The sequence below is a fragment of the uncultured Christiangramia sp. genome (assembly GCF_913046405.1).
Classification (GTDB): Bacteria; Bacteroidota; Bacteroidia; order Flavobacteriales; family Flavobacteriaceae; genus Christiangramia; species Christiangramia marina.
In genome coordinates, this window is sequence record NZ_CAJWRQ010000001.1 from 14,853 (window position 1) to 36,584 (window position 21,732).

At 40.7% G+C, this 21,732-nt stretch carries 20 protein-coding genes; 13 read left to right on the forward strand and 7 right to left on the reverse strand.

What is annotated here, in order from left to right; all coding sequences use genetic code 11:
• Positions 1-4: 4 nt before the first annotated feature.
• From QZ620_RS00090 to QZ620_RS00130, 9 genes are all read left to right on the forward strand, one after another.
• Entirely contained in the window at positions 5-943 is a 939-nt protein-coding gene (locus tag QZ620_RS00090; protein ID WP_295177781.1) for a bifunctional riboflavin kinase/FAD synthetase, read from the forward strand.
• Entirely contained in the window at positions 933-2,252 is a 1,320-nt protein-coding gene (locus QZ620_RS00095) for an HTTM domain-containing protein (RefSeq protein WP_295177783.1), read from the forward strand. Before QZ620_RS00090 ends, QZ620_RS00095 begins: the two co-directional genes overlap by 11 nt.
• Positions 2,253-2,322: 70 nt before the next feature.
• Complete coding sequence (gene serS / locus QZ620_RS00100) at positions 2,323-3,594, forward strand: serine--tRNA ligase (RefSeq protein WP_295177785.1); 1,272 nt, start codon at positions 2,323-2,325, stop codon at positions 3,592-3,594.
• 64 nt (positions 3,595-3,658) lie between these two features.
• Complete coding sequence (locus tag QZ620_RS00105) at positions 3,659-5,425, forward strand: tetratricopeptide repeat protein (protein WP_295177786.1); 1,767 nt, start codon at positions 3,659-3,661, stop codon at positions 5,423-5,425.
• 19 nt (positions 5,426-5,444) lie between these two features.
• A complete protein-coding gene (locus QZ620_RS00110; RefSeq protein ID WP_295177788.1) occupies positions 5,445-5,765 on the forward strand; it encodes a DUF4286 family protein in 321 nt (106 codons plus the stop codon).
• Between the two features lie 6 nt (positions 5,766-5,771).
• Positions 5,772-6,593: a 16S rRNA (adenine(1518)-N(6)/adenine(1519)-N(6))-dimethyltransferase RsmA gene (rsmA, locus tag QZ620_RS00115; protein ID WP_295177790.1), complete on the forward strand. Its 822-nt coding sequence runs from the start codon at positions 5,772-5,774 to the stop codon at positions 6,591-6,593.
• On the forward strand, positions 6,574-7,926 hold the full coding sequence (gene mgtE / locus QZ620_RS00120; protein ID WP_295177792.1) for a magnesium transporter: 1,353 nt from the start codon (positions 6,574-6,576) through the stop codon (positions 7,924-7,926). Before rsmA ends, mgtE begins: the two co-directional genes overlap by 20 nt.
• 101 nt (positions 7,927-8,027) lie before the next feature.
• The gene (locus tag QZ620_RS00125; RefSeq protein ID WP_295177794.1) at positions 8,028-9,005 is read left to right on the forward strand and encodes a 2-hydroxyacid dehydrogenase; all 978 of its coding nucleotides are present in this window, start codon (positions 8,028-8,030) and stop codon (positions 9,003-9,005) included.
• Between the two features lie 89 nt (positions 9,006-9,094).
• A complete protein-coding gene (locus tag QZ620_RS00130) occupies positions 9,095-9,505 on the forward strand; it encodes a VOC family protein (RefSeq protein ID WP_295177796.1) in 411 nt (136 codons plus the stop codon).
• Between the two features lie 50 nt (positions 9,506-9,555).
• Here the strand turns inward: QZ620_RS00130 and QZ620_RS00135 are convergent, their stop codons facing one another.
• The 5 genes from QZ620_RS00135 to QZ620_RS00155 all read right to left on the reverse strand — a co-directional run bounded on the left by QZ620_RS00135 (position 9,556) and on the right by QZ620_RS00155 (position 14,411).
• Complete coding sequence (locus tag QZ620_RS00135; protein WP_295177798.1) at positions 9,556-10,209, reverse strand: SDR family oxidoreductase; 654 nt, start codon at positions 10,207-10,209, stop codon at positions 9,556-9,558.
• An 86-nt stretch (positions 10,210-10,295) separates the two neighbouring features.
• The gene (locus tag QZ620_RS00140) at positions 10,296-12,107 is read right to left on the reverse strand and encodes a lysophospholipid acyltransferase family protein (protein ID WP_295177800.1); all 1,812 of its coding nucleotides are present in this window, start codon (positions 12,105-12,107) and stop codon (positions 10,296-10,298) included.
• A gap of 33 nt (positions 12,108-12,140) precedes the next feature.
• Positions 12,141-13,391 (reverse strand): aspartate kinase, encoded by a 1,251-nt coding sequence (locus tag QZ620_RS00145; protein ID WP_295177884.1) that lies wholly within the window; start codon positions 13,389-13,391, stop codon positions 12,141-12,143.
• 2 nt (positions 13,392-13,393) lie between these two features.
• Complete coding sequence (locus QZ620_RS00150; protein WP_141879052.1) at positions 13,394-13,867, reverse strand: GNAT family N-acetyltransferase; 474 nt, start codon at positions 13,865-13,867, stop codon at positions 13,394-13,396.
• Positions 13,868-13,922: 55 nt separating this feature from the next.
• Positions 13,923-14,411: a GNAT family N-acetyltransferase gene (locus QZ620_RS00155; protein WP_295177804.1), complete on the reverse strand. Its 489-nt coding sequence runs from the start codon at positions 14,409-14,411 to the stop codon at positions 13,923-13,925.
• A gap of 100 nt (positions 14,412-14,511) precedes the next feature.
• Between QZ620_RS00155 and fbp the strand changes: the two genes are divergently transcribed.
• On the forward strand, positions 14,512-15,558 hold the full coding sequence (fbp, locus tag QZ620_RS00160; protein WP_295177806.1) for a class 1 fructose-bisphosphatase: 1,047 nt from the start codon (positions 14,512-14,514) through the stop codon (positions 15,556-15,558).
• Here fbp and QZ620_RS00165 read toward each other — a convergent pair.
• Positions 15,531-15,962 (reverse strand): TerB family tellurite resistance protein, encoded by a 432-nt coding sequence (locus QZ620_RS00165; RefSeq protein ID WP_295177808.1) that lies wholly within the window; start codon positions 15,960-15,962, stop codon positions 15,531-15,533. The genes fbp and QZ620_RS00165 overlap by 28 nt on opposite strands.
• Positions 15,963-16,112: 150 nt before the next feature.
• Here QZ620_RS00165 and QZ620_RS00170 point away from each other — a divergent pair, with 150 nt between their 5' ends.
• From QZ620_RS00170 to QZ620_RS00180, 3 genes are read left to right on the forward strand one after another with little or no spacing between them, the layout of a single operon-like run.
• Entirely contained in the window at positions 16,113-17,135 is a 1,023-nt protein-coding gene (locus QZ620_RS00170; protein ID WP_295177810.1) for a ligase-associated DNA damage response exonuclease, read from the forward strand.
• The gene (locus QZ620_RS00175) at positions 17,132-18,724 is read left to right on the forward strand and encodes an ATP-dependent DNA ligase (RefSeq protein ID WP_295177812.1); all 1,593 of its coding nucleotides are present in this window, start codon (positions 17,132-17,134) and stop codon (positions 18,722-18,724) included. Before QZ620_RS00170 ends, QZ620_RS00175 begins: the two co-directional genes overlap by 4 nt.
• Entirely contained in the window at positions 18,724-21,192 is a 2,469-nt protein-coding gene (locus QZ620_RS00180; protein WP_295177814.1) for a ligase-associated DNA damage response DEXH box helicase, read from the forward strand. Before QZ620_RS00175 ends, QZ620_RS00180 begins: the two co-directional genes overlap by 1 nt.
• Here the strand turns inward: QZ620_RS00180 and QZ620_RS00185 are convergent.
• Positions 21,189-21,698: a DUF1440 domain-containing protein gene (locus QZ620_RS00185; protein WP_295177815.1), complete on the reverse strand. Its 510-nt coding sequence runs from the start codon at positions 21,696-21,698 to the stop codon at positions 21,189-21,191. The genes QZ620_RS00180 and QZ620_RS00185 overlap by 4 nt on opposite strands.
• Positions 21,699-21,732 lie beyond the last annotated feature (34 nt).

Genomic DNA, 21,732 nt, shown 5'->3' on the forward strand with positions numbered 1-21,732 from the left:
GGATTTGGAAGAGCATAAAGGTGCAAACTCATTTAGTAGTGAACGTCAAACTGTAGTGACCATAGGGACTTTTGACGGTGTTCATGCAGGACATCGCAAGATTATAGACCGCCTTGTTAATTCTGCCCATGCCAATAACCTCGACTCGGTAGTGCTTACCTTTTTTCCTCATCCAAGAATGGTGTTGCAGAAGGAAAGCAATATCAAGCTTATTAATACGATCGAGGAGCGCAAGCAATTATTAGATCAAACCGGAATAGATCACCTTGTAATTCATCCATTTACACGTCAATTTTCCAGGCTTACTGCACTGGAATTTGTACGGGATTTCCTTGTCAATAAACTAAAAGCGAAAAAGATCATTATTGGCTACGATCATAGATTTGGGCGTAATCGCACCGCAGATATTGATGATCTCAAGCAATTTGGAAAGGATTTTGGTTTTGAGGTGGAAGAGATCTCCCAGCAGGATGTGGAGCAGGTAGCTGTAAGTTCCACTAAAATTCGGAAAGCGCTTATAGAGGGAAGAGTGGAACAGGCCAATATTTACCTTCAAAGTGAATTTACACTGAAGGGTATCATAGTTAGAGGAAGAGGGATTGGCAAAGGCCTTGGCTATCCAACTGCAAATATGGAAATTCCTGAAGATTATAAACTAATACCGAAGAATGGCGTTTACGTAGTAAGATCTGTTTTAGATGGACGAACCATTTTTGGAATGATGAATATTGGAACTAATCCTACTGTTGGAGGAAAGGAGCAAACGATCGAAACGTACTTTTTTGATCTTGATAAGGATCTCTACGGAAAAGAATTTACCATAGAAATGCTGGTAAGGATCCGCGATGAAAAGAAATTTAATTCAGTAGAAGAATTAAAGATCGCCATGAAGCAGGACCAGGCATTTTCAAGTCAATATATCAAGGATAATTATGCTGAATAGGTGGTTGTTCAAAGAAGTCGATAATTCAGCACTCGTTGTATTTCGTGCGTTATTTGGATTATTGATCACCATCGAAGCTTTTGGTGCTATTTTCACTGGTTGGATTCGCCGAACCATGATAGAGCCAGAATTCACTTTCAATTTTATAGGATTCGAATTTCTTCAACCGCTACCTGGAAACGGGATGATCTGGTATTACGCGATCATGGGTGTTTTCGGGATTTTTGTTATGCTGGGTTTCAAATATCGAATGTCCATAGTGCTCTACGGGATCATGTGGGCAGGCGTTTATTTAATGCAGAAATCCTCTTACAACAATCACTATTACCTGCTCATGCTCCTATGTTTTATCATGAGCTTTCTGCCGGCACATCGCTGGTTTTCGATAGATGCGTGGAGAAAACCGGAAATTAGCAAAATTTCCATGCCCAGATGGGTCTGGGCAGTGATCGTACTTCAGTTATGGATCGTGTATACGTATGCTTCCGTAGCCAAATTTTACCCGGACTGGCTGGACGGCAGTTTTCCTGCGATGCTTATGGCTTCCAAAAAAGATTACTGGCTGGTTGGAGAATTCCTTCAGCAACCCTGGATTCGCTACGCGATCACTTCTTTCGGACTCCTTTTTGATCTGTTAATTATCCCATTACTACTTTGGAAAAGAACAAGATTAATGGCATTTATCGCCGCGATATTCTTTCATCTTTTTAACAGTTTTATCTTTCATATTGGCATCTTTCCTTACATGTCGCTTGCCTTCTGTATTTTCTTTTTTCCTTCGGAAACTATCAATAAAATATTTCTGCGTGGAAAGAAGAAAGTCTACACTGGTAATGAGATCAATGTTCCTTCCTGGAACAAGATCTTTGTTGGTGCTCTGGCCGTGTGGTTTGCCATACAGGTTGCTTTGCCATTACGACACTGGTTTTTTCAGGATGATGTACTCTGGACTGAAGAAGGACATCGCTTAAGCTGGAGAATGATGCTTCGGGGCAAAGGTGGTAGAATTACTTTCAAGGTAGTAGAAAAAGGAACCAGCGACACCATTATTGTTCAGAAAGAAGATTATCTCTCGCCTAAACAACTAAGAGCCATACCAAGCAAACCAGACATGATCTGGCAATTTGCGCAAAGACTCGAGCAGGAATATGCTGAAAAAGGTATGGAAATAGAGGTTTATACTGAAGGGAAAATCAGGGTGAATCGTGGTCCATATAAAACCCTGATCGATCCAAAGGTAGATCTGGCGGCTGAAGAATGGCAGCATTTTCGTCATCATGACTGGATTTTACCTTCTACCGAAGACTAATTTTCTAGCCTGCTTTTGCTACATTTGCAGCTTATAAAAATTTCAACTTCATTTAAAATTTTCAGGCCTTATGTTACAGGTTTCCAAAATAGCAGAACATAAAGACGAATATATACAGGCACTCAAAAAACGAAATTTTGAGGCTGAAGCAGTATTCAATAAGATCCTTGAACTGGATGAGACCAGAAGGTCCACGCAGGCACAATTAGATGATACCCTGTCAACATCCAATAAGCTTTCGAAAGAAATAGGGCTCATGTTCAAAAATGGGGAACACCAGAAGGCTAATGTTTTAAAGCAAAAAACCGGGAAGTTAAAAGAAGATTCTAAAGATCTTTCAGAAAAATTAAATAGCACTACAACTCAACTGCAGGAGTTGCTATATACGGTCCCAAATATTCCTCATCCATCTGTTCCCGCTGGTAAAAGCGAAGAGGACAATGAAGAGATATTTAAAGATGGTGATGTTCCGGTACTGGCCGAAGGTTCTCAACCACACTGGGAACTGGCCAAGAAGTACGATATTATAGATTTTGAGCTAGGGAATAAGATCACTGGTGCAGGATTTCCGGTTTATAAAGGAAAAGGGGCGAGATTACAGCGTGCCTTAATCTCCTGGTTCCTGGATAAAGCAACCGAAGCCGGTTATACTGAATATCAATTACCTCTTTTGGTCAATGAAGCTTCAGGTTATGGAACAGGACAGTTGCCAGATAAAGAAGGGCAAATGTATCATGTTACCGAAGATGATCTTTACCTGATCCCAACGGCTGAGGTTCCTATGACGAACATGTTTCGTGATAATTTAATGTCCGAAAATGACTTTCCAATTAAATGTACCGGTTATACCCCATGTTTCAGAAGAGAAGCGGGATCATATGGAGCGCATGTAAGAGGATTGAATCGTTTGCATCAATTTGATAAAGTAGAGATCGTAAGAGTAGAAACTCAGGAAAACTCTTACGCAGCTTTAGATGGGATGGTAGACCATATTAAAAACCTACTTAAAGAGCTGAAACTGCCATATCGAATTTTGCGTCTTTGTGGTGGTGATCTTGGATTTACGGCAGCGCTTACTTTCGATTTCGAGGTATTCTCTACTGCTCAGGATAGATGGCTGGAAATAAGCTCGGTTTCAAACTTCGAAACTTTCCAGGCAAACCGACTTAAATTACGTTACAAGAATAAAGAGAATCAAAAGGAACTGGCTCATACTTTAAACGGTAGCGCCCTGGCTTTACCGAGAGTACTTGCCGGCATCCTTGAAAATTACCAGACTGAAGATGGAATTAAAGTTCCTGAAGTTCTGGTTCCATATTGCGGTTTCGATTTGATCGATTAACCTGAGGTTCACCATACTGAAACAGCGCAAATGTTTATATTTACATATGCGCTGTTTTTTATTTATGCTGATTTTCCTGCTCACGGGCTCTATAGCGGTTGCACAATCTGAGCAGCTTGCCAGGAATTTCTTCGACCAGGGAGAATACAAAAAAGCACTTGAGATCTACAAGGATATTTACGAGGATAATCCTTCCAATCCAATCATTTTTAACGGTCTTGTAAGTTCATATCAACAACTGGAAGATTTCAGTGCTGCGGAAGATCTTTTGCGGGAGCGTATGAATGCTTCGGCAAATAATCCAGCTATCCTTATTGATATTGGTCATAACTACGAACTTCAGCAAAACCTGGAGCGGGCAGAACAGTTTTACCAGGAAGCTTTGCAGGCTGGAGAATCCCGACCTAATTATGCTTATTCTATTGCCCGAAGTTTTGAGAAATACAGTTTACTCGACTATGCAGTAAAAGCTTACGAGCGTGCAATGGAGATCAATCCCGCTCAGAACTTTAATTTGCAACTCGCAAGGATCTACGGGGAACAGGGGAATACAGAAAAGATGTTCTCTAATTATCTCGATCTTATAGAAGATGATACAAAATTTTATAGCCTGGCAAACCGGGAATTTAGTCGTTATATTACGGATGATCCAGCTTCGGAAGCCAATATGAACTTTAGAAAATTACTACTGAAGCGTTCACAGGAAGATCCTAGATTATTATATAATCAAATGCTAAGCTGGCTTTTCGTGCAGCAGCAGGAATACGATAAAGCTTTTACCCAGGAACGCGCAATTTATAAAAGAGGAGAAAAGAACTTACAGGGGATTCTTAATCTTGCACTTCTGGCCCGGGAAGCGAAGCAATTTGAGGAAGCACAGGAAATCCTGACCTATGCGATCGAAGAATCACCATCACCCGCTTTTAATTTACAGGCCAGACATCTATTGCTAAAACTCAGAACCGAAACGGTAACTTCAGCAGGCTTGAATGACCATGAATCGGAATTTGAGCAATTGATCGGAGAATACGGAGTAAATAATGAAACGCTGGAACTTCAGATCGATCTGGCAAACTTTAAAGCTTTCCGAAGAGATAAAAAAGAAGCAGCGATCGCTTTACTTGATAACGCTCAGGAACTGCAATTATCCAATTTCGAAAAAGCCAAAGTCAAAATGGCGCTGGCAGATATCCTGGTGATGCAGGAAAAGTTCAACCAGGCTTTGATCTACTATTCACAGGTGCAAAACCTGGTGAAAAACGATGTTATGGCGCAGGATGCAAGATTCAAGGTTGCTAAGACAAGTTATTATAAAGGTGATTTTGAATGGGCGAAAACTCAGCTTGATATTCTTAAAAAATCTACTTCGCAATTGATCGCAAACGATGCCATGGAATTGAGCTTGCTCATTAATGACAATAGCCAGGAAGATAGCACTCAAACTGCACTTAAGAAGTATGCCAGGGCAGACCTGCTGGCATTTCAGAAGCGAAATTCAGAAGCTATTTCCATGCTGGATACGATACTTGAAATGCATAAGGGTGAAAGTATAGAGGATGAGGCTTTGTATACGCAGGCAAGGCTTTTCGAGGAGCAGGCAAGTTATGATAAGGCAGAGAATAATTATTTACAGATCATCCAGTCCTATGGTGATGATATCCTGGCAGATAACGCACATTACTACCTTGCCGAGCTTTACGTAAACAAGCTGGAACATCCAGAGAAGGCAAAGACTCTTTACGAGCAAATTATCTTTAACTTTGCCAATAGTATTTATTTCACAGATGCCCGTAAAAAGTACCGGCAACTTCGTGGAGATATACTGGAATAACATCTTTAAAAATTTTCCCATGATTATTTATAATGTTACCCTGAACGTACAGGAAGAGATCCACGACCAGTGGATAGAGTGGATGAAAAAAGAACATATTCCGGATATGTTGAAAACCGGAAAGTTCAGCAAAGCTTTGATGACCAAAGTGATGGTGCAGGAACCTATGGGCGGCATCACATATTCTGTACAATATACTGCGGAAAGTAAGGAGATGCTGGAGCGATATTACAATGAAGATGCCACTAAAATGCGAGCAAGTTCCAAAGCTTTTGAAGGTAAATTCGTCGCTTTTAGAACCGAACTTGAAATAATTGGAGAATATACTTCCCAGGAATAATTGATCATGAAAAATAACAGGCCACCAAGACAAGATTCCAATACAGATGTTCGTGCAAAGAAACATCTTGGTCAGCATTTTTTAACCGATGAGAATATAGCCAGGAAAATCGCTGACACCTTGGATTATTCCGGATATGAAAAAACTTTGGAGATAGGTCCTGGGATGGGTGTGCTAACCAAGTATCTTCTTGAGAAAGATACTGAAGTTCACGTGATCGAGATCGATTCAGAAAGTGTGGAATATCTGGAAAGTCATTATCTGCATTTGCGTGGTCGAATTCATGAAAAAGATTTTTTAAAACATGACCTTGGGAGTATTTTTAGAGATGAACAGTTCGCCGTAATTGGTAATTTCCCCTATAATATTTCCACACAGATCGTTTTTAAGGTGTTGCAAATGCGAGACCAGATCCCTGAGTTTTCTGGTATGTTTCAAAAGGAAGTTGCTAAACGAATTTGTGAGAAGGAAGGAAGTAAAGCTTACGGAATTTTGAGTGTACTTGTCCAGGCATTTTATGAAGCAGAATACCTGTTCACGGTACCTCCAACAGTTTTTAATCCACCGCCTAAAGTGGATAGCGGAGTTTTGCGCTTAAAACGTAAGGAAAACTATAGTCTTCCCTGTAATGAAAAGCTTTATTTTACCGTGGTGAAAACCTCTTTTAACCAACGTAGAAAAACACTTCGTAATTCTTTAAAAAGTCTTAATCTTCCAGATAATTTAAGGGAAGATACTATATTTGGCTCTCGACCGGAACAACTCGGTTTCCAGCAGTTTATTGAACTGACGCAAAAAATAGAGCCGTATGCAGTTTCAAATAAGTGAAGAATTAATTGACAAAATTCAGTACCTCATCGAACAAGGAAACGATGAGGAATTGTTGTTGCACCTTGAAGACGTGCATCACGCTGATATTGCTGAAATTCTTACCGAAATTAACCTGGAAGAAGCTACGTATATCGTAAGGCTTCTGGATAGTGAGAAAACTGCTGAAGCTCTTATGGAGCTGGAAGAGAATGTTCGGGAACGCATTCTTGAAAATCTTTCTCCAAGCGAGATCGCTTCAGAGCTGAACGAAATGGATACCGATGATGCGGCAGATATTATTTCTGAACTGTCACCGGAACTTCAGCAAAATGTGATCGCTGAGATCGAGGACGAAGAGCACGCAGATCATATTGTAGAACTGCTTCGTTATGACGAAGATTCTGCCGGTGGTTTGATGGCTAAAGAGCTCGTGAAGGTTAATGAGAACTGGAGCGTTACCGGCTGTATGGCCGAGATGCGCAAACAGGCTGAGAACGTAACCCGTGTTCATTCCATTTATGTCGTTGATTCCAAAAATAAATTAAAGGGGAGACTGTCCCTTAAGGATCTGCTTACCGCTCCAAGCGACGCGAACATCAGCGATGTTTATATTCCGCAGGTGGACTACGTAAATGTGCATACTGAAGGTGATGAGGTAGCCAGGATCATGCAAAAATATGACCTTGAAGCGATTCCCGTGGTGGATGAAATGAATCGCCTCGTAGGTAGAATTACCGTGGATGATATTCTTGATTTTGTAAGGGAAGAAGCTGAAAAGGATTACCAGATGGCCGCAGGTATCTCTGAAGATGTGGAGGCCGATGATAATATTTTCAAACAAACAAGGGCCAGATTACCCTGGCTAATGATCGGGATGTTCGGTGGTCTTGGAGCTGCCAGTATAATTTCCGGTTTTGAAACCATACTTACAACATATCCAAACTTACTGGTATTTGTGCCGCTTATCCAGGCGACTGCCGGGAACGTTGGAGTACAGTCCAGCGCGATCATCGTACAGGGACTCGCGAATGACAGTTTGAGAGGGAATATTCTGTCCAGATTATTAAAGGAATTTGGACTGGCACTTATAAATGGAACTTCTATAGCCCTGATAGTTTTCGCTATTAGTTCCTATTTCTTCGGAACCACTATTCGGGAATCGATCAGTATTGGGGTGGCCCTGATTTCGGTGATCGTACTAGCCGCACTTATTGGTACTTTTATTCCTATTATTCTAAATAAAAATAACATTGATCCTGCTGTTGCTACCGGACCTTTTATCACTACCAGTAACGATGTTTTCGGGATCCTTACTTACTTCCTTATCGCCAAGGCGATACTGGGTTTCTAGGACTGTTTTACGGCTTCTGCCAAATCATTCTTAACTTTGTAGCAGGCATTTTCAGTAGATTACTGAAACTGTGAAAATTGCTAAATTCAAATAAGAAAGACATGATCATCCTACACGCAGATACGAATCACCCTATATTAATGAAAAAACTGGCAGAAGCTGGCCATCATAATGTGGAAGGCTTCGAACAAAGCCGGGAAGAAACCCTTCAGAATCAACATCTATACGATGGTATCGTCATAAGAAGCAGGTATAAGATCGATAAAGAATTTATTGATGCTGCGCCAAATTTGAAATTTATCGCCCGGGTTGGCGCCGGACTCGAAAGCATTGATGTGGAATATACTCAGGAATGCGGAATCAAACTATTTTCTGCGCCGGAAGGAAATGCAAATGCTGTTGGGGAACATGCTCTTGGGATGCTGTTATCCCTGTTTAACCGACTCAACAAAGCAGATCGTGAGGTTCGTGAAGGATTATGGCATCGTGAAGAAAATCGTGGCGTGGAACTGGACGGTAAAACTGTTGGTTTGATAGGCTACGGAAATATGGGGAAGAGTTTTGCTAGAAAGCTCAGAGGTTTTGATGTTGATGTTATTTTCTATGATCTGAAGGAGGGAATTGCCGATGAGAATGCAAGACAGGTTTCCTACGATGAATTTTTCGAAAAGGCTGATGTCGTGAGTTTGCATACTCCGTTAACAGAAAAAACCCATCAAATGATCAATAAGGAATTTATTGCTAGCTTTAAGAAGCCATTCTGGTTTATCAATACAGCCAGAGGGAAAAGTGCGGTAACAGAGGATCTTGTGGAAGCCTTGAAAGAAGGGAAAATTCTAGGCGCAGGGCTGGATGTACTGGAATATGAAAAATCCAGTTTTGAAAGTCTTTTTGGCAATAAAAAGAACGTAAGCATAAGTGCGGCAGATCCTATTCCGGAAGCTTTAAGAGAGCTTATGTTCATGCCACATACACTATTGAGTCCGCATGTAGCAGGGTGGACCCAGGAATCTCACGAGAAACTGGCCACAGTGATTGCAGATAAGATCATAGGGAGCTTTGGAGTTGAGAATAAGTAAATAGGGCTTCACGTTAGAGCCTTAGATATCTCACTTAACTTTAAACAAGTAAAGAAATTTAAAATTTACCGGGATAAATTCGATTCATTATGAAAAACAGGGTTACAGGTTTAGGAGGTTTCTTTTTTAAAGCAAAAGATCCGGATGCTTCAAAAAGCTGGTATAATCAGCATCTAGGTTTGGATACAGATCAATACGGTTGCACTTTCTGGTGGAAGGATAAGCAGGGAAATGATTTCTCAACGCAATGGAGTCCGATGGATCAGAAAACTGAATATTTTCAACCTTCGGAAAAACAATTCATGATGAATTTCAGGGTAGAGAACCTGGAAGAATTACTGAAGGTTTTGAAAGCTGAAGGAGTAGAAGTTGTAGGTGAAATGGAAACCTATGACTACGGTAAATTTGGCTGGATCCTGGATCCTGAAGGAAACAAGATCGAATTATGGGAGCCTGTAGACCAGGTTTTCCTGGATCAAAAAGAAAAAGATAAAGAATAAAAAAAGCCATGCATCGCATGGCTTTTTTTATTCTTGATTCAATATGTCATTTAAGCTTTAGTCGTAAGATCTAATAAAGCTTCTTTTATAGATTGTGGACCTTCAATTGCCTCAAAAGTCATATTCTTTACTAATGGATCTGCCAGTGACATTACCAGTAAAAATGCTACATCATCTCTGGAGATCTCTCCTCTTTTTCCAAGTGAACCTTCTGCAACTTCAACTTTGGCTAGGCCAAGATCATCTGTCAACGCACCTGGTCTTACGATTGTATAATTCAATCCACTTGCACGAAGATAATCGTCAGCTTCTTTTTTCGCTTCTAGATAATGCTTAAGATCTTCATTCTTTGATGGCTCATCTGCTGCCATTGCGCTCAACATTACAAATTTCTGAACATTGGAATTTTTCGCTGCATCAATAAGTTTTTTAGCACCTTCCTGGTCTACAGCAATGGTTTTTTCCTCACTGGTTCCTCCACCAGATCCTGCGGCGAAGATCACCTTATCAATTCCTTTCATGGTGTGACTTACATCGCCTTCAAGATCTCCCATCACAGCTTCTACATCCATATCTTCAAACTGCTGTCTTTGTTCTTCTTTTCGAATAAGTGCCAGCGGATTAAAACTTTCAGAATTGTTCAGGATTTCGATTACTCTTTTCCCTGTAGCACCGGTTGCACCGGCTATTAATATATTTTCCATGTTGTTAGCGTTTAGGTTTGCAAGTTAAGAATCAGGCTTTCCAATGTCCAGTAAAAACATCAGAATAACAGTATCTTAACAGCAGCTTATTTATCTTTTGCAATTGCTGCCGCCCGCTCTTCAAGTTCTTTCTGAAACTCTTCCATCACCGGTTTTACCGTGCTCTCGGGTAGATCAGCGATCTTTATATACATAAGTCCGTCTACCGCATCATTGAACAAAGGGTCCACGTTAAAAGCAACCACCCTGGCATTTTGCTTAATATATTTTTTTATAAGAACGGGAAGCCTGAGGTTCTCAGGTTCCAGCTCATCAATGATACGATCAAATTTATTGAGATCGGCTTCGCTTTCGTCAAATACAAGGTCTTTGTCTGCATCGACAAGTTTTACTTTAAATTCCTTCTTGGGATGAACATACTGTGCAACATAAGGATCGTAATAATTGGACTTCATGAATTCGATCATCAGCGATTTTGAAAAATTACTGAATTTGTCGCTAATGGTAACTCCGCCAATCAGATACTTATGTTCCGGAAACCTCAAGGTACAATGCACAATTCCTTTCCAAAGTAAAAACAAAGGCATTGGCTTTAGCTGGTATTCTTTAATGATAAACGCCCGACCCATTTCGATGCTCTCGCTCATCATTTTGTAAAGTTCTGGTTCAAAACCAAACAGGTCCTGCAGGTAGAAACCATCGATTCCATGAGCTGCAAAAATCTCATTTCCCATTCCCATTCTGTAAGCACCGGCGATCTTTTCAGCTTCTTGATCCCAAAGGAACAAATGGTGATAATGATCATCGAATTTGTCAAGGTCTACACTTTTATTTGTGCCTTCTCCCACTTCTCGAAATGTGATCTCTCTTAATCTGCCAATTTCATTCAGGATGTTTGGGATCACTTCACGTTTGGCAAGAAAAACCTCGTAATTTTTACTTTGCAGCAGTCGTTTATCCATTCTCCTGCAATTCTCCACTTCAAGACTCATTAATTCTGAATTGGTTTCTTCAGCAACGTTTTTCGGAGATCTGGGAATCTTTAATGTTCTGGGAAGTTTGGACAGTAAATTTTTCTTCTCAAAAACATTGGCAAGCATATATGTTTTCCGTCGTAAAAATGCGGTATACGCTTCCAGATTCGTATGCTCTTTCTGATCTTCTACTGAAATTGGATGACCTATTCTAACCTTGATTTTTCTACGCTTCTGTGAAAGCATCTCACTGGGTAACTTTGCAGTACGTAACACATCGCTCATACTAGCCAGGCGATAGAAAAATACGCTGTTCTTAGCATGGAAATAGATAGGAAGCACCGGAACTTTCGATTTCTGAATAAGTTTCATGGCTGAAGGTTCCCAGGGTTTATCCACGATTAAATGTTTGTCTTTGCTGGTAGAAACCTCCCCGGCAGGAAAAATTCCCAGGGCATTCCCGGCTTTGATGTGTGCGATCGATCTTTTCATTCCTCCCAGGCTGGACTTGGCATCCTTATGGTCTTCAAAAGGATTTACTGGCAGAATGTAAGGTCTAAGAGGATCAAGACGGTGCAAAAGAAAGTTTGCAATGACTTTATAATCGGGTCTTTTCTCCAGAACCAGCTTCATCAGGATCATTCCATCAATTCCCCCAAGAGGATGATTGGAAACAGTAATAAAAGAACCATCTTTTGGAATTCTTTTCAGGTCTTTTTCCGGAATATCAAAATCAATCTCAAATTCATTCAGAATAGAATCTATAAAATCAATCCCATTAAGGTTTTTGCGTTTATCGTATTCTCGATTAATGCGGGAAAGTTTCGTGGTTTTAAGGATCATCCAGCCAATGCTGTCACCAAGAAAACCAAATTTGCGAAGATTCATCACTTTGGCTACTTCTCTTGCACTTACAATTCCCATAGTTACCTGGTTTGGTTAGTTTTTGACCTAAAATCAATCTTCAGCTACCAGTTGAACGGTGTTTTGGGTCAATTGTTTTAAAAGTACGGTTTTATCCTTTTCCAGGCTAGCGATCGCTTCTGCATTGAAATGCCTGATGGTATAGAGAGAAACACCGGTTTTGTAATCCACTTTAAATCGCGCCTTAAGATGCTGGATCAGTTTTTCAAGCTGGTTGAATTTATTATCCACGCAAACCTTGAAACTAATAGCCGAATTCTGAATAAGATCCACCTTCATCTGATATTTATGGAAAAGTCGGAATATTTCAGAAATATTCTCTTCCACCATAAAGCTGAAATCCAGGGAAGACAATGAGATCAATACCTGATTCTTTTTCACGATGAAGCAGGGCACTTCGGGAAAAATAGTCCTACCCTTACTTACAGCAGTGCCTTCTTCCGCAGGATTAATAAAAGAGCGTACATAAAGCGGAATTTCCTTTCGCTGTAATGGCTGTAGTGTTTTTGGATGTATCACCGAGGCACCATAAAACGCAAGTTCTATAGCCTCTTCATAGGAGATCTGGTTGAGCAAATGAGTTTCGGTAAAATGCCGCGGATCTGCATTTAAGACACCAGGAACATCTTTCCAGATCGTTACATTTTCCGCATTAAGGCAATAGGCCAGGATCGCCGCCGAATAATCTGAGCCTTCTCTACCCAATGTCGTCGTGAAATTGTTCGCATCTGAAGCAATAAAACCCTGAGTGATATTGAGCTTTGAGGTATCGATATGACTGAGTACGAGGTCCTGAGTTAACCTCCAGTTTACCTGAGCTTCCCGATTGGTGCTATCGGTTTTAATGAATTTTCGTGCATCCAGCCATGTTGATTTAATCTGCTGACTATTGAGGTATTCGCTAACTATAGTGGTAGAAATCAACTCACCAAAGCTCACAACCTGGTCGTAAACGAAATCGTATTGTAATGATTTATTATGTTCTAAAAAGTTTTCAAGTTCAGTAAAAAGCCTATGAATTTTAGTAAAAACCTGTGCTCTTGTATCTGGAAAAAGCTCCTGCATGATCTCCAGATGATAAGTTTTCACTTGCTCCAGCGTATTCGAAACTCTGGAATTTTGCAGGTATTCCTGTACAACAAATTCCAAGGCATTCGTTGTTTTACCCATCGCGGAAATTACGATCAGTTTTTCTGCAGTTCCTGTAACTTCAAGAACCTTTAAAAGGTTGCGAACGCCCTCAGCATCTTTTACTGAAGCACCACCAAACTTAAATACTTTGATCACTACTTTTTCACATTTTTATGGATACCACTTTCTTCCATATGCACGGTCTTCCAGCTCTCCTTTATTTGTGCACCTGTGTTTTCATAAAATTCGATCGCATTTCTATTTCCTTCTGAAACGACCCATTCTATACGTTTAACGCCATGCTCGTGACCATATTTCACAACTTGCTGGTATAAAGCTCCGCCAAGACCTGTTCCACGCATACTTTCACGAACGATAAGATCTTCAAGGTGTACGGTTCTTCCTTTCCAGGTAGAAAACCTGAAATATACAAGCGCCATTCCTTCGATCTTACCAGAAACATCGGCTACAAAACATTTAAAGTTTTCATGTTCAAAACCTTCTTTTTCCAGTGCGGCAACATCTACCTCTACATCATCAAGATGGTTTTCATGTGCGGCAAGTTCTTTTATAAGTTCCAGAACATCCCGCATGTCTTCACGTCTGGCCTCTCTAATTGTATATTCCATAAGTCAAATTTTAACAAAAATAGGGATTGTAGATGATAAGTCTATTAAAGCCTTATTAAAGCATGTTTTTATTTAGGAGATAGGCATGCATTCCATCTGCATCCATTTGTACCGTATCCCAGTCCTGCATGACGTTTGCACCACTTCTGCGATAGAAATCGGCAGCATCTTTATTCCAGTTTAGAACCACCCATTCTGTTCTTTTTACATTTTCTTTGGAAGCAAATTTGATCACGCGGCTGTAAAGTGCAGATCCCAGACCTTTACCTCTATAGCTCTCCCTAACTACCAGGTCTTCAAGATGAACAGTTTTTCCTTTCCAGGTGGAATACCTGAAATATATAAGTGCCATTCCGTGAATCTTGCCTTCAATTTCAGCAACAAAACAGGTGAAAAGAGGTTGCTCACCAAAACCATCCCTTATAAGATCTTCTTCTGAAATAATGACCGCATCTGGCTCCTTTTCGAAGATTGCGAGTTCCTTTATGAGATCAAGAACGTCCTGCATGTCCCGGGCTTCCGCCTTTCTAATGTTAATTTCCATATAAATACTTTTCTACAAATTTAAACAATAGTAGTATTGCCAGCGAAATCGTTATAGTGAGATCAAAATTTAATACTTTAGCGGCCAGAAACCCAATTTCATGTCTAAGCCAAATCAAACTCTCGGAGAATTTATCATTGAAAACCAGTCAGATTTCCCGGGTTCTTCCGGAGAATTATCCAGACTTATCAATTCCATTCGGCTAGCAGCCAAAGTAGTTAATCATGAGGTGAATAAAGCCGGACTAGTGGATATCATAGGAGCTTATGGCGAGACCAACATTCAGGGTGAAGATCAGCAAAAGCTGGATGTTTATGCGAATAATAAGTTTATTCAAACTTTGACCAATCGCGAGATCGTTTGCGGGATCGCTTCCGAAGAAAATGATGATTTCATCCGGATCGAAGGGCATAAACGCGATCATAAAAACAAATATGTAGTGTTAATGGATCCGCTGGATGGTAGTTCGAATATAGACGTAAACGTTTCTGTAGGTACTATTTTCTCGATCTATCAGAGAGTGACACCTATTGGAACTCCGGTTCAGAAAGAAGATTTTCTTCAGCCCGGTAATATGCAGGTGGCCGCGGGATATATTATTTATGGAACTTCAACCATGTTAGTATATACCACAGGTCATGGAGTGAATGGATTTACTTTAAATCCTGCTCTGGGATCCTGGTATCTTTCTCATCCAGATATGAAATTTCCTGAAGATGGAAGGATCTATTCTATTAATGAAGGGAATTATATTCATTTTCCCCAGGGAGTAAAAGATTATATCAAATACTGCCAGGAGGAACAGGGAGATCGTCCTTATACTAGCAGGTATATTGGTTCGATGGTATCAGACATTCACCGAAATATGATTAAAGGCGGGATCTTCATATATCCAAAGAGCTCAAAAAACAACAATGGAAAGTTACGACTGCTTTATGAGTGCAATCCATTCGCATACTTAACAGAGCAGGCTGGAGGAAAAGCAAGTGATGGTTTCCAGAGAATTATGGACATAAAACCTACCGAGCTTCACGAACGTGTGCCCTTCTTCTGCGGAAGCAGGAAAATGGTAGAAAAAGCTGAAGAGTTTATGCAGAAAGCAGAAACTGAAGATCAGTCTCAGTCATTATCTTTTTCAAGCAAATAACGGTAATCTTCGAAGTTTAAGTGTCCGCTAAAGATCTGGATAGAACGCTCGATAATTCCTTCAGAAGCCTGGCTGGAAAAACCAAGACCAATCGCGTAGCGCTTGATAAGTTCAGTTTCTTCTTCGTCGATCTCATTATCTGCAAAGATGATCTTGAAAAGATCGTGTAGCCGCTCTAATCTTCTTTCCACACTATTGGATCCGGTAAGAGGAAATGCTTTTGGGTTTTCGATCACCTTGGCATATTCTTCTTCGTTAATATCCAGTTTACGGGCAAATCTTTGAAGTAATTTCTCTTCTCTATCATTAATCTCACCGTCTATGGCTGCAAGATTTACGATCGATGCAAAATGACTTAAGTTTCTTAGATGCTCTCCTGAGCCAAATAAATCTGAAAAGGACATTTGTAATATAATTTAGTCTTACAAATATAAAGATATCCCGCACTTTAATTACGCAAAGCCAGCATTATTCTTGCTAGTCGTTCGCTAATCTTTTCTTAATCCTTTCCGTTTGAATCGAGTATTATTTAAATTCAATTTTCTTCAGAATTTATGGAAACACCGCTACTGGCATTTAATGATAAAGGAATTTACTGCGCTGCTGCAGATGTATATCTGGACCCGTGGAAACCTGTGGATAAGGCGATCATTTCACATGGTCATGCAGATCATAGCAGGTATGGTCACAAAAAATATATTACGCATCATAGCAACGTGCCTATCATTAGTCACCGGCTGGGAGAAATAAGTGTCACCGGCAAGAAGTGGAATGAGAGCTTTACGATCAACGGAGTGAAATTTTCATTGCATCCGGCAGGTCATATTATTGGTTCTTCCCAGATCAGGGTCGAGTATAAAGGTGAAGTCTGGGTTTTCACCGGAGATTATAAGACAGAGGATGATGGTGTTGCGGTCCCTTATGAGCCGGTAAAATGCCACACTTTTATTACTGAATGCACCTTTGGCTTGCCCGCTTTTAAGTGGACTCCACAGGAGCAGGTCTTTACTGAAATAAATAATTGGTGGGCGCAAAACCAGGCAGATGGCAGAACTTCTGTACTCTTCGGTTATTCCCTCGGAAAAGCCCAGCGATTATTGAAACATCTGGATCCATCTATTGGAAAAATATATACTCACGGAGCCATTGAGAATATGACTGAAGTTTTACGTTCTCAAATGGATTTTCATGAAACAACGAGAGTTACCAGGGAAACTACCAAAGCAGACATGAAAGGAAATATCGTACTAGCCCCGGGAAGTGCCCATGGCAGTACCTGGATCAGGAAAATGGTGCCTTATGTAACCGCTTCAGCCAGTGGATGGATGACTTTTCGTGGTGCCAGAAGAAGAAGAGCGATCGATAAAGGCTTTGTGCTCAGTGATCATTGTGACTGGCAGGGTTTATTATCGTCCATCAAAGAAACTGGTTGCGAAAAAGTGATCTGTACTCATGGATATACCGATATATTTTCGAAATATCTACGCGAACAGGGTTACGACGCAAGAACTGAAGAAACTCAATACGAAAGTGAGACCGGGCAACTGGAAAGCGATAAAGAAAAGGATTCGGAATGAGAGCATTTGCAGATTTGATCAAAACCCTGGATAGTACCAATAAAACTACTCTGAAAGTAGAAGCTCTTACCGAGTATTTTAAAAATGCTGAAGACAAAGACAAGGTCTGGACCATCGCGATCTTGAGTCATCGACGACCACCCCGACCGGTAAACACCACACTCATGCGAGAATGGGCTTCAGAATTGGCGAATATCCCGCTCTGGCTATTTGAAGAATCTTATCATATTGTTGGAGATCTGGCTGAAACTATTGCACTTGTTATTCCGAAGAGTGACAGTTCTACGGAAAAGAGTCTGAATCAGTTTTTACAGGAGATCCTTGACCTGAAGAAGAAGCCAGAAGATGTCAAGAAAGAATACCTCTTTGATAATTGGTTGAATCTCAATTATTATGAACGCTTTGTATTTACCAAACTTATAACCGGAAGTTTTCGAATAGGAGTGAGTCAGAAATTAATGACTCGTGCGCTGGCAAAAGCTACCGAAATTGATGAAGATATCCTCGCTTACAAATTAATGGGGAATTGGGAACCTTCCAAAATCACCTACAATAAGCTTATTCTCGAGGAAAATGAAGAAGATTTTCTCTCAAAGCCTTATCCATTCTATCTTGCTTACGCTATTGAAGATGAACCTGATGCACTTGGTGATGTTTCAGAATGGAGCGCCGAACATAAATGGGATGGTATACGTTCGCAGGTAATTATTAGAAATGACCAGTTATTTGTATGGTCGCGTGGAGAGGAACTGGTAACCGATAAATACCCCGAATTTGAAGCTTTGGTTGGCGTTGTTCCCAATGGAACGGTGATCGACGGTGAAATTCTTCCATTTCCAGATGGTGAGATTGGAACTTTTAATGATCTGCAAACGCGTATTGGACGAAAAAATGTTAGTAAGAAACTTCTTGAAAAAACACCGGTTATTTTAAAAGCCTACGATATTCTGGAATGGGAAGGTGAGGACATCCGGAATACGGCATTTGGAGAGAGACGTGAGATCCTGGAAAAGCTATATCACGAAGTTCGAAGCGATGAACTGCCCTTGCATCTTTCAGAAAGTATACGATTCAAAACCTGGGAGGAAGCAGCTGTAGAACGCGAAAATTCGAGAGAAGTAAAGTCGGAAGGATTAATGCTGAAAAGACTAGACTCTCCGTATCTAGTAGGTAGAAAAAAAGGAGACTGGTGGAAATGGAAAGTTGATCCTCTCACCATAGATGCTGTACTTACCTATGCCATGCGAGGTCATGGAAGGCGAAGTAATTTATTTACAGATTATACATTCGGGCTCTGGGATGAAGAAAAAAAGGAGCTGGTGACTTTCGCAAAGGCTTACTCTGGTCTTACCGATAAAGAATTCAGAAAGCTGGATGCCTGGATCAAACGAAATACGCTGGACCGCTTTGGCCCGGTTAGAAGTGTAACTCCACATTACGTATTCGAAATTGCTTTTGAAGGAATTGCAGAATCCAAAAGACATAAAAGTGGTGTTGCTACAAGATTTCCCAGGATACTTCGCTGGAGATTAGATAAAAAGATCGAGGAAGCCAATACGCTCGAAGATCTAAAAGCGCTCATACCGTAATGAAGAGGGCAGAACTCATAGGACTGGCAGATGACTGGTTTGCGGGACAAGACTGGAAACCCTTTAAATTTCAGAAGGATACCTGGACAGCCTATCTTCAGAAGAAAAACGGATTGTTAAATGCGCCTACCGGTAGTGGGAAGACCTATGCCCTATGGGTTCCAATAGTGCTGGATTATATTCGTAAAAACCCGGATTATAAAACGAAGCATAAGAAAGGCTTAAAGGCGATATGGATCACTCCGCTTAGAGCTTTAAGTGTTGAGATCGAGCAGGCCGCTTCACGCTTTGCTGAAGAAATGGGAACGCAATTTACTGTGGGTATCAGGACCGGAGATACTTCCCAGAAGGACCGGGCCGCGCAGAAACGATCAATGCCAGATCTGCTCATTACAACTCCTGAAAGCCTGCAATTACTGCTAGCTTCTAAAAACTACGATAAAACATTCAAGGATCTGCAGGCGATCGTGATCGATGAGTGGCATGAACTACTGGGGACCAAAAGAGGTGTTCAGGTAGAATTAGGGCTTTCTCGACTGAAAGCTATCTCCAAAGATTTAAGGATCTGGGGTATTTCTGCTACAATCGGGAATCTTGATCAGGCAAGGGAAGTACTGCTTGGGCCAGAGTCAAAAGCCTTTGAAAATTCGGTTTTGGTAAGAGCATTCCTGAAAAAGAAGATCGATGTTCGATCCATTATTCCGAAGAAAATGGAGAAATTTCCCTGGCGAGGGCATTTAGGTCTGCATTTGCTAGATGAGGTGGTGCCTATTATTAAGGAATCCAGAACCACGCTGCTTTTCACCAATACCAGGTCGCAATGTGAACTCTGGTTTCAGAAATTATTGAGTAAATACCCTGAGTTTGCCGGTGAAGTTGCCATGCATCACGGAAGTATTAATAAAGAAACCAGGCTTTGGGTCGAGCAGGCGATAAGAAATGAAAGTCTGAAAGCTGTGGTCTGTACTTCAAGTCTTGACCTAGGAGTAGATTTCGCGCCGGTGGAAACGATCGTACAAATTGGCGGACCTAAAGGTGTAGCGAGATTTTTACAAAGGGCGGGTAGAAGTGGTCACCAGCCGGGAAAAGTAAGTTTGATCTACTTTCTACCAACTCATGCTATAGAATTGATCGAGGCTTCAGCTTTACAAAAGGCCGTAGTTAAAAAGGCGGTGGAGGATCGAGTGCCTTACCTGATGAGTTTTGACGTTTTAGTTCAATATTTAAATACGCTGGCAGTCTCCAATGGGTTCTTCCCAAAGGAGATCTTTCCGGAAATTGCCAGTACGTTCTGCTTCCAGGGTATTACTGAAGATCAATGGCGATGGATCCTGAATTTTATCACCAAAGGTAGCCAGAGTCTTCAGTCTTACGACGAATATAAAAAAGTGGAGATCGAAGAAGATGGAAAGTTTAAGATCAATAACCGGGGAGTTGCCATGCGGCACCGACTTCAAATTGGAACGATTGTTAGCGATGCGGTGCTTAGTGTAAAATATATTAAGGGTGGTTATATAGGAACTATGGAAGAGTTCTTCATTTCGAAATTGAAACCTGGTGATGTATTTACCTTTGCCGGTAGAAACCTGGAACTCGTTCGAATTAAGAACATGCAGGTACTGGTTAGAAAATCGAAAAAGAAAACTGCTAAAGTTCCCAGTTGGTCTGGTGGAAGGATGACTTTCTCTGCTCAAATGAGTGAATTGTTACGCGATGAAATGTATGAAGCTTCAGCATTGGAGCAGGATGAAAAGACCAGTCCTGAATTTGAAGCTTTAAAACCTATTTTTAAACGGCAACAGAGAGATTCAATCATTCCAAAGGCAGATGAGTTTTTAATAGAAACTTTCAAAACCAGGGAAGGTTATCATGCGGTTTTTTATCCTTTTGACGGGAGATTTGTGCATGAAGCTCTGGGTAGTTTGCTTGCTTACCGTATCAGTTTGCTTGTTCCAATCAGCTTTTCGATCGCATTTAACGATTACGGATTCGAATTACTTTCAGACCAGGAGATCGATATGCAGCAGGTATTGGATAACAATCTTTTTTCTGCAGAATATCTTATGGATGATCTCTATAAAAGTTTAAATTCTACGGAAATGGCCCGTAGAAAATTCCGCGATATAGCGGTAATTGCTGGATTGGTATTTACCGGCTATCCTAATAAGCTGATCAAAAGCAAACACCTTCAGTCGAATTCTCAACTATTGTTCAGTGTTTTCAGAGATTATGAAGAGGACAATTTACTGTATCAGCAAGCCTTTCGGGAGACTTTTGAGCATCAATTAGAAGAAGGGAGATTGAGAATCTCCCTTGATAGAATTTCAAAACAAACAATTGTCTGGAAAAAATGTGCGAAACCAACACCTTTCTCTTTTCCTATTATTACAGATAGAATGCGAGAAAAATTATCTTCCGAAAAGCTAGAAGACAGGATCAAAAAGATGCTGAAGCAATTAGAGGCTTAGTTGCTCTCTCTCATTTGCTTATCGATATAATGTCTTACCAGTTCTGTAGTTACACCAAAGGCAACATGGGCAAAAAGCTCATTGATCTGCATTCTTATAGGCACATCTGTTGGTTTAGGCTCAAGACCTAAAATAGGTAAAGAAGTTTCGTGAGTAGAAGCCCAGGTTGTTGCACCAAAAATGATCCCGTCCATAGGTTTAAGACCAAAACGGTTCTTTTTTCCATATCCATAAGCGGCTCCAAGAGAACCACCCATTGGGATGTTCACTAACTGTTCTGCCAGTGCTTCATTGTGAGTGCTTACGGGGCTACCTGTGATCTTAGTCGAAAGGTCGTCTACTATCTTCATTTGGGAGGACTTCTGGTCAATTTCTCTAACCGGAAGAACCTGCTCAATAAGGGTCTTAACAGCAGTCCCTGCAAGACCACCAATAAAACCTGAAATTACGCTACGACTTGTATTAGAAACATATGAATCCTTCTGAAAGAAATTTGCTACACTCATGATTTTGATTTTTTTGTGGAATAAAACTATTTAT

Excerpts from the sequence above, each read along its gene's own strand:
- QZ620_RS00105 (WP_295177786.1), top strand. The coding sequence starts at position 3,659 with ATGCTGATTTTCCTGCTCACGGGCTCTATAGCGGTTGCACAATCTGAG.
- QZ620_RS00150 (WP_141879052.1), bottom strand. The coding sequence starts at position 13,867 with ATGGAATATACAATTAGAGAGGCCAGACGTGAAGACATGCGGGATGTT.
- QZ620_RS00095 (WP_295177783.1), top strand. The coding sequence starts at position 933 with ATGCTGAATAGGTGGTTGTTCAAAGAAGTCGATAATTCAGCACTCGTT.
- QZ620_RS00125 (WP_295177794.1), top strand. The coding sequence starts at position 8,028 with ATGATCATCCTACACGCAGATACGAATCACCCTATATTAATGAAAAAA.
- QZ620_RS00155 (WP_295177804.1), bottom strand. The coding sequence starts at position 14,411 with ATGGAAATTAACATTAGAAAGGCGGAAGCCCGGGACATGCAGGACGTT.
- QZ620_RS00180 (WP_295177814.1), top strand. The coding sequence starts at position 18,724 with ATGAAGAGGGCAGAACTCATAGGACTGGCAGATGACTGGTTTGCGGGA.
- QZ620_RS00110 (WP_295177788.1), top strand. The coding sequence starts at position 5,445 with ATGATTATTTATAATGTTACCCTGAACGTACAGGAAGAGATCCACGAC.
- mgtE (WP_295177792.1), top strand. The coding sequence starts at position 6,574 with ATGCAGTTTCAAATAAGTGAAGAATTAATTGACAAAATTCAGTACCTC.
- QZ620_RS00130 (WP_295177796.1), top strand. The coding sequence starts at position 9,095 with ATGAAAAACAGGGTTACAGGTTTAGGAGGTTTCTTTTTTAAAGCAAAA.
- QZ620_RS00185 (WP_295177815.1), bottom strand. The coding sequence starts at position 21,698 with ATGAGTGTAGCAAATTTCTTTCAGAAGGATTCATATGTTTCTAATACA.
- QZ620_RS00175 (WP_295177812.1), top strand. The coding sequence starts at position 17,132 with ATGAGAGCATTTGCAGATTTGATCAAAACCCTGGATAGTACCAATAAA.
- QZ620_RS00170 (WP_295177810.1), top strand. The coding sequence starts at position 16,113 with ATGGAAACACCGCTACTGGCATTTAATGATAAAGGAATTTACTGCGCT.
- fbp (WP_295177806.1), top strand. The coding sequence starts at position 14,512 with ATGTCTAAGCCAAATCAAACTCTCGGAGAATTTATCATTGAAAACCAG.
- QZ620_RS00140 (WP_295177800.1), bottom strand. The coding sequence starts at position 12,107 with ATGGGAATTGTAAGTGCAAGAGAAGTAGCCAAAGTGATGAATCTTCGC.
- serS (WP_295177785.1), top strand. The coding sequence starts at position 2,323 with ATGTTACAGGTTTCCAAAATAGCAGAACATAAAGACGAATATATACAG.
- QZ620_RS00135 (WP_295177798.1), bottom strand. The coding sequence starts at position 10,209 with ATGGAAAATATATTAATAGCCGGTGCAACCGGTGCTACAGGGAAAAGA.
- rsmA (WP_295177790.1), top strand. The coding sequence starts at position 5,772 with ATGAAAAATAACAGGCCACCAAGACAAGATTCCAATACAGATGTTCGT.
- QZ620_RS00165 (WP_295177808.1), bottom strand. The coding sequence starts at position 15,962 with ATGTCCTTTTCAGATTTATTTGGCTCAGGAGAGCATCTAAGAAACTTA.